The organism is Allorhodopirellula heiligendammensis, from assembly GCF_007860105.1.
In the GTDB taxonomy this organism is placed as follows: Bacteria; Planctomycetota; Planctomycetia; order Pirellulales; family Pirellulaceae; genus Rhodopirellula; species Rhodopirellula heiligendammensis.
This window is the reverse complement of record NZ_SJPU01000002.1, coordinates 2,419,448-2,437,347: the sequence shown is the minus strand read 5'-3', so window position 1 is coordinate 2,437,347 and position 17,900 is coordinate 2,419,448. Positions and strand designations below refer to the sequence as shown.

13 protein-coding genes are annotated in these 17,900 nt (G+C 58.0%); 10 read left to right on the top strand and 3 right to left on the bottom strand.

Annotated elements, in window-relative coordinates:
• The first annotated feature begins 217 nt into the window (after nucleotides 1-217).
• The 8 genes from Poly21_RS19235 (at nucleotide 218) to Poly21_RS19200 (ending at nucleotide 11,979) form a co-directional block, all read left to right on the top strand.
• Nucleotides 218-2,620, top strand: coding sequence for a DUF4159 domain-containing protein (locus Poly21_RS19235; protein WP_302119617.1), 2,403 nt, complete (start codon nucleotides 218-220; stop codon nucleotides 2,618-2,620).
• 2 nt (nucleotides 2,621-2,622) lie between these two features.
• Complete coding sequence (locus tag Poly21_RS19230) at nucleotides 2,623-3,129, top strand: YraN family protein (RefSeq protein WP_146408456.1); 507 nt, start codon at nucleotides 2,623-2,625, stop codon at nucleotides 3,127-3,129.
• Between the two features lie 564 nt (nucleotides 3,130-3,693).
• Entirely contained in the window at nucleotides 3,694-5,178 is a 1,485-nt protein-coding gene (locus Poly21_RS19225) for a sigma-54-dependent transcriptional regulator (RefSeq protein WP_146408455.1), read from the top strand.
• Between the two features lie 173 nt (nucleotides 5,179-5,351).
• On the top strand, nucleotides 5,352-6,167 hold the full coding sequence (locus Poly21_RS19220; protein ID WP_146408454.1) for an SDR family NAD(P)-dependent oxidoreductase: 816 nt from the start codon (nucleotides 5,352-5,354) through the stop codon (nucleotides 6,165-6,167).
• A gap of 160 nt (nucleotides 6,168-6,327) precedes the next feature.
• Nucleotides 6,328-7,455, top strand: coding sequence for a 3-phosphoserine/phosphohydroxythreonine transaminase (gene serC, locus Poly21_RS19215; RefSeq protein WP_146408453.1), 1,128 nt, complete (start codon nucleotides 6,328-6,330; stop codon nucleotides 7,453-7,455).
• Between the two features lie 151 nt (nucleotides 7,456-7,606).
• Entirely contained in the window at nucleotides 7,607-9,229 is a 1,623-nt protein-coding gene (gene serA, locus Poly21_RS19210; RefSeq protein WP_146408452.1) for a phosphoglycerate dehydrogenase, read from the top strand.
• A gap of 559 nt (nucleotides 9,230-9,788) precedes the next feature.
• A complete protein-coding gene (locus Poly21_RS19205) occupies nucleotides 9,789-10,775 on the top strand; it encodes an acyl-CoA desaturase (RefSeq protein ID WP_302119804.1) in 987 nt (328 codons plus the stop codon).
• A gap of 88 nt (nucleotides 10,776-10,863) precedes the next feature.
• Nucleotides 10,864-11,979, top strand: coding sequence for a DinB family protein (locus Poly21_RS19200; RefSeq protein WP_146408450.1), 1,116 nt, complete (start codon nucleotides 10,864-10,866; stop codon nucleotides 11,977-11,979).
• Between the two features lie 158 nt (nucleotides 11,980-12,137).
• Here the strand turns inward: Poly21_RS19200 and Poly21_RS19195 are convergent, their stop codons facing one another.
• From Poly21_RS19195 to Poly21_RS19185, 3 genes are all read right to left on the bottom strand, one after another.
• Nucleotides 12,138-13,640, bottom strand: a complete 1,503-nt coding sequence (locus tag Poly21_RS19195; protein WP_146408449.1) for an NAD(P)/FAD-dependent oxidoreductase — start codon at nucleotides 13,638-13,640, stop codon at nucleotides 12,138-12,140.
• Nucleotides 13,641-13,724: 84 nt separating this feature from the next.
• Nucleotides 13,725-14,474, bottom strand: coding sequence for an ABC transporter ATP-binding protein (locus Poly21_RS19190; RefSeq protein ID WP_146408448.1), 750 nt, complete (start codon nucleotides 14,472-14,474; stop codon nucleotides 13,725-13,727).
• 7 nt (nucleotides 14,475-14,481) lie between these two features.
• Nucleotides 14,482-16,173: an ABC transporter permease gene (locus tag Poly21_RS19185; RefSeq protein WP_146408447.1), complete on the bottom strand. Its 1,692-nt coding sequence runs from the start codon at nucleotides 16,171-16,173 to the stop codon at nucleotides 14,482-14,484.
• A gap of 360 nt (nucleotides 16,174-16,533) precedes the next feature.
• Between Poly21_RS19185 and Poly21_RS19180 the strand changes: the two genes are divergently transcribed.
• Both Poly21_RS19180 and Poly21_RS19175 read left to right on the top strand, forming a co-directional pair.
• A complete protein-coding gene (locus tag Poly21_RS19180) occupies nucleotides 16,534-17,076 on the top strand; it encodes a PH domain-containing protein (RefSeq protein ID WP_146408446.1) in 543 nt (180 codons plus the stop codon).
• The gene (locus Poly21_RS19175; protein ID WP_146408445.1) at nucleotides 17,073-17,819 is read left to right on the top strand and encodes a PH domain-containing protein; all 747 of its coding nucleotides are present in this window, start codon (nucleotides 17,073-17,075) and stop codon (nucleotides 17,817-17,819) included. Before Poly21_RS19180 ends, Poly21_RS19175 begins: the two co-directional genes overlap by 4 nt.
• The last annotated feature ends 81 nt before the right edge of the window (nucleotides 17,820-17,900 follow it).

The following is a 17,900-nucleotide window of genomic DNA, read 5'->3' as shown; positions in this document are numbered from 1 at the left end:
CGCCGGCGGGGGCGGATTTGCGGCCTCCGGGGATTTCGGGGAGACTGGCGGAGTGCCAGATGGCTTGACCACGGGCGGTGGGGTGGGCGAAGACGAATCTGTCATCGAGAACTCGGCGCGTGGATAGGACGGCAGGGACGAATGGGATCTACTCAACGTTATCAGTCTAGGCGTTGCCAGGGAAAATCAAAATCGGTATCCGATGAAATTCAACGTAATGAAACCATCTTGCTGGAACTCACGCTTTGTGGCGATTTCGCTCGCATGCATGCTGTGGATCTCGTCTCCGCTATCGGCGCGAGCGGAAATCGACGCCATCACGGTGCAACGATCGATTGATCGAGGGATCGACTATCTGCGGAAATCACAGACCCAGCGTGGCGGTTGGCGCGAATACAGTGGCTACAACTGTGGTCTGACGGCCTTGTGCACGTTGGCGTGGATCAATGCAGGCGTGTCGCGTCAGGACCCGGATCTCGTCCGCGCCATGGAATACCTGCGCACCTTTCCGCCGCAAGACACTTATTCGGTTTCATTGCAAACGATCGTCTTCTGTACCGTCGGCGCACTCGAAGACGTGCCCCGCATCCGCCGCAATGTGGAGTGGCTGACGGAGTTGCAAAAACCCGCCGGCGCTCGAAACGCTGGCGCGTGGGGGTATACCCGAAGTCGCGGATACGGCGACCAATCGAATTCGCAGTTCGCTGTGCTGGCTCTCGGTGCCGCGGTGGAACGTGGAATCGAGGTCCCGAGGCCTGTGTTTGAGGCCGCTGCCGGATACTGGCGAAAAATGCAGTTCCCGGAAGGAGGTTGGTCCTACGGTTCAGGGCTGCGCCCAAGTGGATCGATGACCTGCGCCGGCATTGGATCGCTGATCATCTGTGGCAGCAGCTTGAGTGATCTCAGTGATGCCAACGTGGCCCATTTGAATTGCTGTGGAGGCGATGCGAGTGACGAAGCCGTCGATCGCGGATTGGAGTATCTCAGTCGGATTTTCACTGTAGGAGCCAATCCCGGCGGGGAAATGCTGAGCTATTTCTACTACCTCTATGCGGTTGAACGCATTGGTCGTTTGTCGGGTCGCCGCTTGATCGGCAATCGCGATTGGTACCGCGAAGGAGCCGAGCGTTTGGTGAGTCTACAGGACAACTTTCAAGGATTTTGGCAGGGAGGTGGTGTTGTCGAGTCCAATCGTGACGTGGCGACATCCTTTGCGTTACTGTTTCTGGCCAAGGGCAAGCGTCAGGTCGTCATCGCGAGGCTGGATCATCCTTCGCTGCACAGTACCGGTGGGGCGGCCCCGCCCGCTGCTGCGAGACGAGCACGGGATCCCGAGTCCTCCTCGCTACCGCTCTCGGGATCACTTCATTCTCTGGTGCGACACGTTGAACGAGATTGGTCACGTGAACTGACATGGCAAACCATCGCATCGGAGCAAGCCACGGCGGCCGATCTCCTGAAATCGCCAGTGCTGGTGATTACTGGCAATCAATCGTTCGAGTTTGACCCCCAGTTGCGAGGCGACCTCAAAGCATATCTCGACCAGGGCGGCACGGTTCTGTTTGATGCATTGGCAGGCGACGGTTGCGGTGACGGGGATGCATTCGAGCAGAGCGTCACTTCTCTGTGCAATGAGTGGTACCCACAATCGAAGTTGGAGCGGTTGCCGCTGACGCATCCTGTGTGGTTCGCCGAAGCCCCGGCCGATCCGCTCGCGATTGCGGATGACTACTGGATTTACGGCATCGGTGCTTGTTGCCGCACGCCCGTTTTTTACTCACCCCGTTCGCTTGCCTGCCGCTGGTCAGAGGGCGGGCCGTTACTGCGTGGCGCCGATCTAGCACCGGGCATCCACGCAGGCGTCGTCGCGGGCATCACGCTCGGCGAAAATATTCTGGCGTATGCCACCGGACGGGAGCTGAAGGATAAACTGGACAACTCGATTTCAGTCCTCGCTGACGATGCACCGATCCCCACCCGTGGTGCGATTCCAATTGCCGCAGGAGCTCTCGGTGCGGGCGAAGAGCAAGTTAACCGGGCCCTGCCTCACGCAGCTACGATCATTCGCGAAAAGATTGCGGTCGAAGTCATCGCGGTGGATAAACCGATTGCGTTGACGGACCAGTCGCTCGCCCGAGTGGGGGTGCTCTTTCTGACCGGCCAAACGGAGTTCGAATTGGATGCGACATCGCGGCAGGCGTTGAGCAATTACATCGATCGCGAAGGGATTCTCTTGGCTGCTCCCATCTGCGGGAACGAAGCTTTCGCGGCGTCATTTCGCCGTGAGGTGGCCTCGCTCGTCCCGACTGAAAAGTTCGAACCGATGGCGAGCGACCATCCCGCGTGGACCACTCGTTTTGGAGGTTTCGATTTAACGAATGTTGAAATACGCATTCCCAACCGGACGTCGACCGCAGGGAAATCGGTCAAGGTGGCACGGCGGTCCGGCGCGCCGGTGATGGAAGCGATACAGGTCAACGGCGTCGACACGGTGTTCTTCTCACCGTTAGATCTCAGTTGCGCACTGGAGAGCCAGAATTCGATTCAGTGCCCGGGATATGCAACCGCCGATGCCGCCAAGATCATCGCGGGCGTGATTCTCTATGCCTTGCAGCAGTAACGATGTCATGGCCCCGAAGTTTATGGCCCCGAAGTTTCCAGCTCGGCGACCTGCGTTCGTTACTCTCGCCTGCATCGATTGCACAGCGATACCGGGACTGGCGTTACGGAACTTTTGATCCCCAGGCCCAACTCGGTAAACGAGGGGAACAGGTTGCCGCGATTGAGCTGCGCCGCAAAGGGTTGCGGGTGATCGCCGAGAGCGAATCGGACCGGGCGGGGGAGATTGACTTAATTGCCATGGACGTCCGCCGCCGGATCATGGTGTTCGTCGAAGTCAAAACACTGGCGACCCGCCGGCCTGGACACCCCGCCGATCGAGTCGATGAAAACAAACAAGCGCGAATCAGCCGGGCGGCACTGCGGTATCTCAAACGAAAAAAATTGGTCGGCACCGCCTGTCGATTCGATGTTGTGGCGGTGTGGTGGCCCACCGACGAGCCCTTGCCTATCCGCATCGAGCACTACGAAGCGGCGTTCGAGTCCACGATCGAGTACTCGTTCTACTGAGGACGTGGGATGGGACCATTGTCCCGTCCGAGCTCCTGTTTAGCTCATCGGATCAAAGCGTACTTTTTGCGAGCGGGGACACGTACGCATCCAAGGGGGGCTAACTTCGATTTAAAAAAACGGCTGGCAGGCGCGGCTTGCCGTCCGACGAGGAACACATTGGACGGACCCTCACCCGCGATTTCCCTCGGTAGGCTGCATCCCCTCAGAGCCCACTCCCGTCTCTCCCCTTGCGTTCAGGATTTCGGTTCACTCAGGACGAAGCAAACAAGTGGATGCCACCGCGTTGCTTCGATATCCACCAACCTGACTTTGCACTGAAAAACATCGCATGTCAACGCTGGTCGTAGATCGTGATATCAGAGTGCAGTTCGAATGGATGAGTCTTTGTTCAAGGTGCTTTTGTCTCGCTCGGGGCTGGTATTTTTGTCTCGCTTGGGGCGATGGTCCCAAGCTACGGCATGTTGCTTTTACGAAACACGCGGTGACTTTTTTGACAATGCCGGTTTTCCGACCTAAGTACATAGGTAGACCTACTTGCTCACCATGCTCTGGAAAACCCGCATGACCATCCGCACCCGCATTCTGCTTGTTGACGACGACATTCACCTGGTTCACTCGCTCGGCGATTGGTTGACCGACAGAGGGTACTGCGTAGAAGTGGCGACTGATCTCGGGGGGGCTCGGCAACAGTTGGCCGAGCAGGAGTTCGACGTGCTGATAACTGATTTGCGGATCGCTGACGAAGACGGTTTCGATCTGATTCGCAGCACGGCGAAACATCACCCCTCGGTGGCGGTGTTAGTGATGACCGGATACGCGGGCCCGCACACGGCTGTCGAGGCAGTGCGTGCCGGAGCATTTGACCTATTGACCAAACCGATCTCAGACGAGGAGTTGCTGTTAGCCATCGATCGGGCGATCAGCCATCAGCATGTGGAGCAAGCCAATGAGACGCTGCGCAAACAACTCGATCGTCGCCGGGGACTCGAGAGCATCCTCAGTCACGATTACCGGATGATGAAGGTGTTTGACGTGATCGACAGTGTCGCCGACACGCAGGCGTCGATCTTGATCACAGGCGAGAACGGCACGGGAAAAAGCATGATTGCGCGAGCGATTCACCATCGCAGTTCGCGTCGCGGTGGTCCCTTCGTCGAGGTGGCGTGCGGTGCGTTGCCAGACACACTGCTCGAAAGTGAATTGTTTGGTCACGTGGCAGGCGCCTACACCGGGGCCGCCACCGATCGGATGGGCAAGTTCGAGATGGCCGATCGAGGCACTCTGTTCTTGGACGAGATTGGGACGGCGACTCCTGCGATGCAGGTCAAACTACTCCGGGTGTTGCAAGAGTTTCAATTCGAACCACTCGGTGGAATGGAAACGCGTCAAAGCGACACGCGGGTGATTTTGGCAACCAATCAAGATCTGGAGAGCAGTGTCGCGAGTGGTTCGTTCCGCCAGGATTTGTATTACCGCATCAATGTCATCAACATCGCCTTGCCGCCACTGCGGGAGCGTCCTGGCGATATCCCGTTGCTGATTGAACACTTCATCCGCGAAGCTGGCCAGACGGCATCACGCGACGTCGAAGGCTTCGATCGCGAGGCCCTCGCGGTGTTACAGACGTATCGTTGGCCCGGCAATATTCGGCAACTCGAGAATGTTGTCGAGCGCGCCGTTCTACTGAGTAGCGATCGAGTATTGGGGGTCCACGATTTGCCGCCAGAGTTGCTGGGGGCGGACAATCGCCCAGGGCGTGAAATGGACGGACAGCGAACTGCGTCGGCAATCCAACCGCCGGCGTACAACTTGTCCGCCAACCATGCTGTCGCATCTCGCTGGAACAACGCATCTCTACCGACGAGTGGCAGAAGCCTGCGTGAGGCGTTGGAGTTTCCTGAGCGTGAAATCATATTGCAGTCGCTGCGACGCCATGCCTGGAATCGCGCCGCAACTGCCGACGAGCTGGAGATCAACCGCACGACACTTTACAAGAAAATGAAACGACTCGGCTTGGATGACCCTCGATTGCAATACGCGTTATGATGCGGTGACTTAGCGAAAGTCGTCAAGACATTCGATCATCAGCCGATACTCTTGACCGGCTGTCGATCTACTGGCCCGACTCGCCCGTGGGGAAACCGTTACCAATCCTCGCGAGTGCTTCGAGTTAGTGACTGTACATTTCATTGGGAGAATCAGCTTGGGAAAGCGATCTTATGACAGGCATTGTCGTCACCGGGGCTAGTAGTGGAATTGGTCGCCAGATCGCGATTCAATTGGCGCAGGATGCAGTCCGGCGTGAATCGCCGACGGCCCCGCGGATGCTTGTCCATTACCGTCGCAACCGAGCGGGTGCCGAGGCTACCGCGGAGTCTATTCAGCGTTTAGGTATCGAGTGCCAAATTGTCGCAGCCGACTTGAGCGAGATTAGCGCGGCCGAGCAGTTCGCGCGTGACGCGCTCGAGCGTGTCGGGCCAATAGATACGTGGGTCAACAATGCGGGCGCGGATGTTTTGACGGGTGAGCCCGCGTCCTGGTCGTTTGACCGAAAACTGCGTTGGCTGCTCGATGTCGATGTGTGTGGTACCGCAGCGATTTCGCGAATTGTAGGGCCGGCGATGGCGGAGCAGGAGGGGGACCCCCTCGACGACGCCGGTTCGGTGACGCCGTCGATGGTGTTCATCGGCTGGGACCAGGCCCCCGAGGGGATGGAAGGTGATGCGGGCATGATGTTCGGCCCCGTCAAAGCCGCCGTCATGGCATTTGCCAAGAGTCTCGCCCAGACGCTCGCCCCGCGAGTCCGCGTCAATTGTGTCGCCCCCGGCTGGATCCAGACCGCCTGGGGCGAGTCGACGAGCGAATACTGGAATGAGCGGGCGACCTCACAGTCGCTGATGAATCGATGGGGCAGTGCCAGCGACGTGGCCGCGGCGGTTGCGTACCTGACCAGTCCCGCCGCGGGATTCATCACCGGCCAGACGATCAACGTCAACGGTGGCTGGAATCGCCGATTTTTGGTTGCGGATGATTGAAGGAGGTTCCGACCGGAGCGTCGTCACAATCGGTTGGCTTTCACAGATTGGGTACGAAGCATAGAATCCAAGCCGACCGGACGCAGGGCCAGGTAATTCCCTGGTTTTGATGGCCGGCACCCTCCTTTCCCCATCACTCTTTCCAAAAAGAGTTTTTCGCATGACCGCTTCGGCTCCCTCCGCTGCCACCGCCACCGATCGCGTATTTAACTTCTCTGCCGGACCAGCTGCGTTGCCCGAATCGGTGCTGCGTGAGGTGCAGGACGAGATGCTGTGTTTGCCGGGTGCGGGTGCTTCGCTGTTGGAAATCAGCCACCGCGACAAGTTGTTTGTTGATATCCTGCATGATGCCCAGGATACTCTGCGGAGCCTATTGGGCATCGGTGACGACTACAGTGTGATGTTCATGCAGGGCGGAGCGACGCTGCAGTTCTCCGCGATCGCCGCCAATTTACTGCGGGGCAGCGGCAAACGGGCGGAATATCTGCTGACCGGCTCGTGGGGCAAAAAGGCCATCGCAGAGGCTAAGAAAGAAGGTGACGCGGTTGCCATCTATGACTCCAAGGCCACCAATTACGATCGCCTGCCCACCGCGGGCGACTACACCGTCAGCGACGATGCGGCTTATCTATATTATTGTAGCAATGAGACGATCCAAGGCGTTCAGTTCGCCGAGGAACCCGCCTGCCCGGCATCGGTCCCATTGGTCAGCGACGCGTCGAGCGATTTCCTGTGTCGGCCCCTGCCGGTAGACAAATACGGTCTGCTGTACGCTTGTGCCCAGAAGAACGCGGGCCCGGCCGGAGTGACCGTGGTTGTCATGCGAAAAGATCTGATCGAGCGAGCCGACCCCAATATTCCTGGCTATCTGCACTACAAGAACCATGACGAGAACGATTCGGAATGGAACACGCCACCGACATTCGCGATCTACGTGCTCGGCAAAGTCGCCCGGTGGTTACGCGACGACATCGGCGGTTTGGCAGCCATGGAAAAGATCAATCGCGAAAAGTCTGATTCGCTCTACAAGATCATTGATGACAGCAATGGATTTTACCGTGGTCACGCGCAGCCCCAGTGTCGCTCGTTGATGAACGTCACGTTCAATTTGCCTTCGGACGAATTGACCGCGAAATTCATTGCCGAGGCGTCCAAGCAACGCCTCGCTGCGCTCAAGGGCCACCGGAGCGTCGGCGGCATCCGAGCGAGCATCTACAACGCGATGCCACGCGCAGGCGTCGAAACGCTGGGCCAGTTCATGACGGACTTTGCCGCCGCCAACGGCTGAGAAAGTAATTCGGATCTCATGCGTTTCGTTGAATTAGCCGGTGGGCGCTAGCCCCGGTTTTCCGCGTAGAACGCAGAGCGTTCAAACAACCGGGGCGAGCGCCCACCGGTTGATCATCCAACCCACTCCCGACTCCCCACTTAGAAACCTCATGCACCGTATTCTAGTCCTCGACGATATCGCCCAAGAAGGAATTGACCTGCTCGAAGCCACACCGGGCATCGAGTACGAAATCCGCACCAAGCTCAAGGGTGAAGAGTTACGCACATCGCTAAACGAGTTTGATGGCGCGATCCTGCGCAGCGGTGTGAAAATCACACCTGAATCGCTCGAGGGCAACACGCGCTTGCGAGCTTTGGTGCGGGCCGGTGTGGGCACGGACAATATCGACAAAGCCGCGGCGACTCGTCGCGGTATCGTGGTCATGAACACGCCAGCGGGGAACACGGTTTCTACGGCCGAGCACACCTTCGCGATGATGCTCGCACTGAGCCGCAACATTGCTCCGGCGCACCAAAGTTTGGTCGAGGGTCGGTGGGACCGCAAAGCCTACATGGGCACGCAGCTCGCCGGCAAAACGCTGGGCGTCGTCGGGATGGGGCGAATTGGACGCGAAGTCGCTGCGCGTGCTCGCGCGTTTGATATGAACGTGATCGCCTTCGACCCGTTTTTGACTGCGGATCAAGCGGAAGCTCTCAAGGTCAAACGGGTGGAGACCGTGGACGAAATGCTATCGCAGATCGACTATTTGACCGTGCACACACCGCTGACCCCGGAGACCAAGGGTTTGATCGGGATGTCTCAACTCGACAAAATTAAGCCAGGTCTGCGGGTGGTCAACGTTGCTCGCGGCGGCATCTACGACGAAGCGGCACTTGTTGCGGGACTCGAGAGTGGCAAGATCGGTGGTGTGGCATTGGACGTCTACGAAAGTGAACCCTGCACGGACAGCCCGCTGTTCAAAATGCCCGGGACCTGCTGCACACCGCACCTGGGGGCCAGTACGGAGGAAGCCCAAACACAGGTTGCGGTTGAAGGTATTCATTTGCTGATCAACTATCTGCAAACCGGTGAAATTCGGCATAGTGTGAATGTCGCCTCGCTCGACCCCAAGACGCTCAGCGAGCTGCGCAGCTATCTCAACATCGCCCATCGCCTCGGTTTGCTCGTCCACCAGTGGCACGGCGGCGGCATCGACCAGATTCGGTTGACCTACCGCGGCGACGTGGCGGGCAAGGATACCCGCGTGCTCACCAATGCATTCTGCGCGGGAATGCTCGAACGGGTCGTCGAGGAGGTCAACGTGATCAACTCGGAGATGTTGCTCAAAGAACGCGGCATCGAACTCAGTATTGAACACAATGGCGATCAGAGTGCCTTCACCAGCAGCATTGTCGCCGAAGTGTCCGGGGGCGGAAAAACCGTCAGCGCTGGAGCTGCCGTACTCGGCCATGGCATGCCACGGCTGATCCTGCTCGATGGTTACCGGCTCGAATCGTTCCTGGACGGCCGGCTATTCGTCTTCGCACACAAAGACGTGCCCGGCATCATTGGTAACGTTGGCACGGTATTCGGAAAGAACGGCATCAATATCGCTCAGATGGCTGTGGGGCGTGAAGGCAACGCGCCCGGTGGGCAAGCCATCGGCGTACTGAGTGTCGACGGCGATATTCCCGAATCGGTGATGACTGAATTGATGTCCATTGATGCGATTGAGCAAGCCAAACTGATCGAACTGCCCGCTGCGGGCGAATTGCCGACCTGGTTGGGATAGGACTCGGTGGCGAGATTCTACGGGTTCCTAAATAGTTTCAGTTGACGCTCAACGACGTGTCGTTTGGTCGGGCGTCACCGTCCCGGCGAAGCGGGGAGGGTCGGAAAGCAAGCTTTTCGCGAGGTTTCTGGGGACGACAGACCGCGCAACTTGAAATTTCAATTTGGCGGGATCGCTCTCCCCTCACTTCGTTTGAAGCGGGAGAGGGTGAGATTGAAAACGCTCGCCACCTAGATTTTCGCTCAGAGTTGAACCGCCAAAGCCAAACCCTCATTTACCCCTCGGTTGGCTGTTGGGCGGATAATCCTCCCATTCGGAGTTTGAATTCGATTCGACGTCGTCGTTGCCGATGACTAGATTGGGATGGTAAGAAACGCGGAATTTCTCGTGTTTTGCTAGATCTGCCATTTTATCTCGTCTACCCGCGTTTGAGACGCCGCTGATGCCGACCTCTGAATTAACGCCAACTGAGTCCCGCCCGAGCGAGAAATCGCTGCCGCGTGGCCGTTCCGCTGGCGACCAGGCAGCTGGCGACCAGGCCGCTGCCCAGTACGATCCGATGGGCGATGAGTTGCTTTATAAGGAGGAAGATTCGCTCGCTGGCCACGATCCGCAGCGACTGCCTCGTCCCGAGGCCACCGAACCGCTGCAGATCATGTGGAAATACCTGATCGTGCTGACGATTGTGCATATTGTGGCTTTGCTCGCCTTTGTGCCTCCGTTTTTCAGCTATTTGTTTACGTGGTCAGGCTTGATCGCCGCCATCGCGGGCCATTTTCTGTTCGGGATGATGGGCATCACGATCGGCTACCATCGCTTGCTGACCCATCGCGGATTCACCTGTCCGCAGTGGCTCGAGCACACTCTCGCGGTGCTCGGCATGTGCAACATGCAGGACAGCCCCGCTCGCTGGGTGGCGATTCACCGCATGCACCACCAACACTCCGACCACCAACCCGATCCCCACTCGCCGCTGGCCAGTCTGTTGTGGGGGCACATGGGCTGGGTCGTCTGTCGCCACCGCGACCTCGATCGGACGAGCCATTACGAGCGTTATGTTCGCGATCTGCTGCGTGACCCGTTTTACTTGAAACTCGAACGCAAGGACGGCTGGTTCTTCGTATTCGTCGCCCACGCGATTGCCGTCTCATTGATTGGCGGTCTGTTCGGTTTGATCGTCAGCGGCGGAGATTGGTCCGAAGCCGGGCGGTATTACCTGAGCTGGGCCGTCTGGGCTGTGGCCGTTCGCACCGTCTTTGTGCTGCATGGCACCTGGTCGGTCAATTCGCTCGGACACGTCTTTGGGTATCGTAACTACGAAACCCGCGACCACAGTACGAACAATTGGCTGGTCGCCTTGATCAGCCATGGCGAAGGTTGGCACAACAACCACCATGCCGCCCCACGCGCCGCCCGTCACGGACACCGCTGGTACGAGTTCGACATGTCCTGGGGAGTCATCCGCTTATTCGAAATGTGCGGATTAGCGAAAAACGTCCAGCGTCCCAAAGCAGTCAGCGTGCCAGGCAAGTCGCTCACGCCGTAAGATTGTAGGATGGGACCCTTGTCCCGTCCCCGACCAATCATCACGCTCGGGACGGTGGTTCCCAACTACTCGCAACCAAGCATCTGCCATGAACCGACTGCTTCTCTGCCCGCTGATCATATTACTTTCGAGTTCGTTGTTGTCGGCTGCCGACGGTGACCCGGTCGCTGTCCGAGCCTGGGACGGGGGCGTCGCCTCGATTGAAACGCAGTGGGGATTTAACTTGGTTGTCAGTTCGGACGCGAACCCCAGCGCCGAGCTAGCAGCGAAAGCGGACCAAGTAGTGAGCCTCGTCGATACGGTCGATCATGTGCTCTCACGTCTTCCCAACGAGCCAAAACCGAAATGGCTAACGACGAGTGAGTTCCAGGGCAACGATCCCAATGCGTTGACAGTCAAATCGATCGCCGCCAACGCACTGCGAATCAAAGTCGACGGCGTGTGCGTGATTGTTGCGACCAGTCGTCTCGACGCGTCTGGATTGCCGGGAGACGAGGATGTCGATGTACTCGTGTTGACGGATGCGGGTGCCGAACAACTGACAGCCGAGCCGATTGTGTCGTTGCAGCAGTCGCTCCGCCCGCGTGTGGTCGTTCCCATGATGACTGCACAAACAGCAGCAGACGGCAGCAAAGTTCTCAACCACAACACGCTCGCGGTTTCGACCGCAGATCAGGATGCCGGCGAGACGGAAATTATCCTGCTCAGTCACACACCATGGAAAATGCCAGCCGAACTTGCCAGTCTCTTTGACAATATGGAACAAGCCTGCAGCGATTCGCAGGACGTATTCGCTCAACTCTCAGTGGCGCAGTTGAACTTCCAGCCAGCCAATGGCACTCATACTCCTCGTTGGAATGTGGAGCACATGATGGGGCGGCAGTTGCAGTTTTTCTCGCAGATCTACCACACCGTCGATCCAGAAGTTCCGGTGATGAATCTGAATCCGAAACAGATGCCTGCGGATTACAAGTTTGCCCACCCGGAGTGGGATGGAGCTGAGGAAGCCCGGCAGATGCAGCGGGTCAGCGAGTTCTGTCGCCGCTTCGCATACTTGCTCGATGGCGTGAAAGTGGACGAAAAAGCCCCCGGTAGCCGTTGGCCGTCACTACGGGCACTGCTGATCCAAATGGACAAGCACTACCAAGAACACACCGCCAATACGGTTAAGAAGTTCGAGCTACCGGGCTGGCCGGAGGCTTAACAGCCTGTCGTTTTATTGAGCTGAGACGCGTGCGCGGCCGGGGTAGCGACGCTGGTCGGTGCCTTACGGCACTCGGCTTTCCCTGCATTATCAAAGTCGATTAAACGATGAGTCGACGGTTCATCGGTGGTCTGAGTTTGTGGTCATGTGACGAAAAATCAGCCAAACGTGTATGCGTACAAGTTGTCATCTCGACACGCCAGCGGCACGCTGCAGATCTTTGCTAGCTCACGCCGGAATGCGGTCCGTTCGACGGGGCGATCGCTCCTCAGAGCGTCCATGAGAATGGCTTCGGCACCTGTGAGGGCACTCTGAACGTGTGGATCGGTGGCACGCCACGTGGACCGTGCGGGGTCGAAGCCTCCTGAAATGCGATCCTCCTCGTCGCCAATTGCCAGGGCGAAGTAGAGCATGCAGGCGTCGAAGAATAAGTCGCAGCGAGCCCACCCTCGGTAGGCTAGCGAGATCACGCGATCGAGCAATTCGATTTCGCTGTCGATTTGATGCCCATAGCGAGCGACATCGCTGACCGCCTCACGCACGATTAGATCACTGATTCGCTGGGCACCGGTGATTGCGTGTGCCAATCCCGTGCTGTGTAGCGGATCGATGGTGGCGAAGGTTGTCGGGAGTGCCAGAAAAGACAACGACATCTCGCGTCCACCACCCCATCGATGCTGGATCCGCGGTGCCTGCCGCCAATGACCCGGAGAATCGGCCAACCTCGCGGACCGCAGCCAGTCCCGAAGATGGGGATAGCTCATCACATCGAGGTTACCCGCCAAGTTGTCGGTCATCGTTGGAAGAGCGGCCACTGGATTGTCCGTCGTGCCGGGGCCCTGCCAGACACGTCCCACGCTCGAGCGACCGTCGCTCATCGGCAGTTCCCACACCCAACCATCGTGCAGCAGATGGTGTACGGCTGCATTGTTTGCTTGGTATGGCAATGTGCCTGGGTCTGAGTCGTCACATACAGTCGTGTTCATGATGTGGGTGAACCGCGCCGCAGTCTTCGTCAGCATGGAATCGGTCGTATCGTGATATCCCAGTCGGCGCAGGATAGCCCCGGCTCGTCCAGATGCATCGACGAGTGTGTCGCAGGTGAGCGTTTCGGTGACTCCGTCAACGCTATCCTGACGAACGCCGATGTGCCAGGGAGACTGCGGTGAGAGTTGTTCCAAGGTCACTCCCAGCCGCACGTCGACACCATGGCAGCGGCATATTTCAAGCAAGTATTGATCGACTTCGGCGCGAACCCAATGCGAGTCACCATCGGCATCGCTGGCGCTGGCGGCGACCAGTAAACGGGTTGCAGGCTCAGCGGGCCAGTTGCCGGGCGTGTCAGAGCCACTGCCCGGTCGATGGTCGTAGTAGGTGAATCCACGCTTGAGACCACCCGTCATCGGAGCGAGCGATTCACGCCATTTACCCCATCGCGTAAGTGGTGCGAGCTCATCGATACCGAAATCAATTGAAATCTGCTCGATCGTGCGGCTGGCGATCGGCGTGGAGGATTCACCGACAGCGAATCGTGGGAAATGCGTGCGATCGAGGATCGCGACCTTTCGTCCGCGGCGAGCCAACTGCATCGCGGTCAGGGAACCACCGGGACCGGCCCCCACCACAATCACATCAAAATGTCGACGACCGAGCTGGGGCATGACGTGTTGTTTGGTGTCCGTAGGATGGGACCAATGTCCCGTCCGTGCTGTGATTTGCCGCTCGGGACGATGGTCCCAAACTACCTATGCGACAATGCGTGCGCGAGGGGCGAATGTTTCCTTTGTCGCTTCGACCGAGAAGCGATCGACGAGCAGGCCGTCCTGCATACGGTAGCAACGATCGGCGCGTTCGGCGATCGATTCGTCGTGCGTGATCATAACGATCGTCAGCCCGTCTTCGCTGTTGAGTTGGCGGAGCAACTGCAGGATGGATTCACCGGTTTCGGTGTCGAGGTTTCCAGTCGGCTCATCGGCCAGCAGCAATTCAGGTTCGCTCATCAGCGAGCGAGCAATGGCCACCCGTTGCATTTCGCCGCCCGACATTTCCGAAGGTTTGTGGGATTTGCGGTCGAGCAGTCCGACTCGGTCGAGCATCGCTTCGGCCCGATGCGTGAGCGATTTACGGTCCCGGAAGTAACCCAGCACGCTCCGTGAAATCATTGCGGGCGTGAGCACGTTTTCCAGTGCCGATAATTCTGGCAGCAGGTGGTAGAACTGAAAGATGATGCCGATTTGACGATTGCGGTAGGAGTCGCGTTGCCGGCGTGAGAGGTTGTCGATGCGCTCGCCACCGAACCAGACTTCACCGGCATCGGGTTGGTCGAGGGTTGCCAGCAAGTGCATCAGTGTGCTTTTGCCGCTGCCGCTGCGACCCACCAGTGCGGATACTTCACCGTGCTGGAATGCCACATCGACGCCGCGCAGCACTGGCAACTCGATCTTATTCTTGTAGTAGCTCTTGAAGATACCACGGGCTTCGAGAATTGGATTCATGATGGGATTACTCAAAACGAAGGGCGGTAACGGGGTGCATGCGGGCGGCACGCATCGCTGGCAGCACGCTGGCGGTGGTCGCAATCGCCACTGCTCCGGCCATCACCCAAGCGAGTGTGAACGGGTTAAGAATGGTGGGAATTTCGGTGAAGTAATAAACCGTGGGGTCAAAGACTTCTTGGCCTGTGATTTTCTCGATCACACCCGCGATCTCGTTGATGTGTTCCACGAATAGAATGCCGCCGAGCAACCCCACGCCACTTCCGACGATGCCTAAGAGCAATCCATAGCTGAGGAAGATGCTCATCACACCACCACCGCTGGCACCGAGGGCCTTGAGGGTGCCGATGTCACGTGTCTTCTCGACAACAATCATGAAGAACGTGGCGAGAATGCCGAATCCGGCAACGGCAATGATCAGGAACAGCAAGATATTGAGAATGGTCGTTTCCAAACGCACCGCCGCCAACAACGGGCCTTGCATGTCACGCCAGGTTTGGATGCTGTAGGCGAATGTGTCCGGTGGAAAGCGATCTCGTAGGGCATCGCGGACGGCGTTGAGGTCAGCGCCCTCGACAAGTTTGAGCTGGATCGTCGTGACACTTTTCACGCCCGTGATCGGGTCGATCATGCCACGCATTTCTTGGAGTTCGTCCAATCGAACGAATGCGAACGTGCTGTCGTATTCGCTCATGCCCGATTCATACAAATCGACAACGGTGAATTTGTCGTTGAGCACTTTGGGATTTTCCGAGGCACTCGGAAACATCATCCGCACGTCGTCGCCAGGGCGGCAGTAGTAGTGGTCACGGACATTGCCCGCATCATCGCGAAGTTTGTTGCTGCACGTCGAAATACCCAAAATGATGCCAGGGTACTGCTCTTTAGCCGGGTCAAAAACAGCATGTTTGGCCGCACCCACGCCACCACCGAGTTCCGGAGGCAGCAGGCCGCCGAACAAAGGCCCAGCCGAGGCGAAGGTATTTGTATTTTCGCTGTTCTCATCGTCTTCAATTAGTCCGGCAACCGCTTCCTGACCCTGCGATTGTTCATGAACCCCTAGGCGAACCGTTCGATTTGAGTCACTAGCATGATCTTTCGATTGGTGACGGGCTGGCTTGCCACTACTGAGTTTTTCGGCTTCGCGATTGATCGCTTCGACCCGGGCGCGCTCTTCGGCCAAGGCACGTTCATAGGCGACCCGAGCGCGGCGATAGTGCCAGCCCGATGCAGGGAAGTTCTCGCGATTTTCGGCAAATCCCGTTTCCCGCAAATCAAAGTCGACTTGCTTTTGGTTTTCAGGGTGGATCAAGTAGCGGCCGAACTGGCTGACTTTGTCATAGGTGGCGGCATCGATGCCCACCAGGTTAACGTGCCGCGTGATCAGTTGGCCATTGAAATCGATCCCCAGCATGCTGGGGACATGCACGCTCACCGAGGCGCCTTCCAAGTCATCCCCGACGATGCGTTTGATCTCCGCGAGATGAGCGTCTGGATCAGGCATCCCGCCGCTGGCGTGGCACTCGACCAAGATATCCGAAGCGAGGCCGTGCAGTCGCTCGTGCATCTCCGCAGAGAATCCTGACATCACGCTGTTGACGACAATCAACGTCGCGACACCGAGCGTGACGCTGATGATGGAGGCAAGCGCTATGTAGCGGGTGCGAAGGTAGCGAAAACAGAGCAGCAGGCGGTACATCCGAGTCCCTGGGGTGGCCGGGCAGTGTCGATGGCAGCCGTCAAAAAGGGCTTTGTGACGACATCGCGAGAGTCTACGCACGTAGCCACGCCGGCAACAATGTCAATCTGAGAACGGGTTGTTGGGCGGAATGTCGACCGATGGCATCGCCCATCGCGAGCACGGAGCAATGATTCAGCCCCGCCGGTCGCGGGCGCGCAATGATGATTCAGCTCCGCCGGCCGCGAGCACGCAGCGGTGGCCTGGTCAAACGGCCGGCGGCGTCTGGGTACAATCGACGAAAAGTTCAATTGAGTTGCCAAGATTCAGCGGGGGTGATCGAATGACCTGGGCGACATCCCCCCGCTAGGAACACTCATCATGGTATCCGACCCCTTTGACATCACTCGTATCGAGCGGCCTGATCCGGCGCTGCTCCGCTACTACATCTTGTGTTCGCTCGCGTCGGGGCCGTTGTTCCCACTCGTGCTGATTCCGTTGTTGTGCCGCTACTACACGCTCAGGTACCGCTTTGACGATCGGGGCATCTCGCTGTCTTGGGGAGTTCTGTTTCGTTCAGAAACGTATCTTACTTATAAACGGATCCAGGATATTCACCTCAACCGCAACATCATTCAGCGGTGGCTGGGGTTGGCGACTTTGACAGTGCAAACCGCATCGGGAGCGGCTACGCCCGAAATGAAGATTGAAGGGGTCTTGGAGGCCGAGCCGCTGCGCGACTACCTGTATTCACAAATGCGGGGTACACGTCACGAAAACGATGTGAGCGAGTCAACCTTGCCGCCTGCATCGATCTCGAGCGTCCCAGCGGGTGAGGAGGATGTGCTGCAGTTGCTCATGGGCATCCGTGATAGCATTGATGTACTGACGCGTCGTATCGCGACGATGGAGGAGCGGCAATGAACGCTCTCAACATGTCCATGCCGGAGGAATATGGCGGACGCGTGTACGAAGGCATCTGGCGGATCCTGGCCAGTTGGTTTCGAGTGCCACGCCAGCCACCGGAATTGCCACAGCAGGCGAACGAGACGATCGCATCGCGGCGGCCTGCGCCTGGATTTTTGAGATACCTTCGCTTTGGATTTGCAATTCTGATGGCGATTTTATGCCTTGTCACAGCTGTGGGCTGGCTCGCAGTCACCATCGCGTCGCCCGCCCTAGGATTGGTTGTTCTGTTGCCGGTGGTCCTGTTGATGGCCGGATGGCTGGCAATTGGCTGGGTCGCGATCCGGCTACGCTATGATACGACGTGGTACGTGTTCAGTGACCGCAGCATGCGACTACGGCGTGGGATCTGGCTTATTCGCGAGATTACGATCACGTTTGAAAACATCCAGAACGTGCAAACTCGCCAGGGGCCCCTGCAGCGTTTCTTTGGAATTGCTGATGTGATCGTGGAAACGGCGGGAGGCGGAGCGTCACCGCAAGGAGGCCCGTCGACCGGTCATCAAGGTTTGATTGAAGGGATTTCCGATGCCGCTGAACTGCGAGACGCGATTCGCGAAAAAATCGCCGCCAGCCGCACGACAGGCCTCGGCGACGAGCATGAGCCGCGCGATCAACAGCGGGAGTGTCGTTGGAGTCCTCAACAGATTGCGGTTTTACGAGAAATTGATTTGCTGTTGCGCACTTCAAGCGACAGATAATTGAGATTCCTACAATGAGTAGCCGAGTCTAAGGCTTAGAGATTGTAAACTCAGGGCGCACGGCTCCTCGCTGCAATCCAC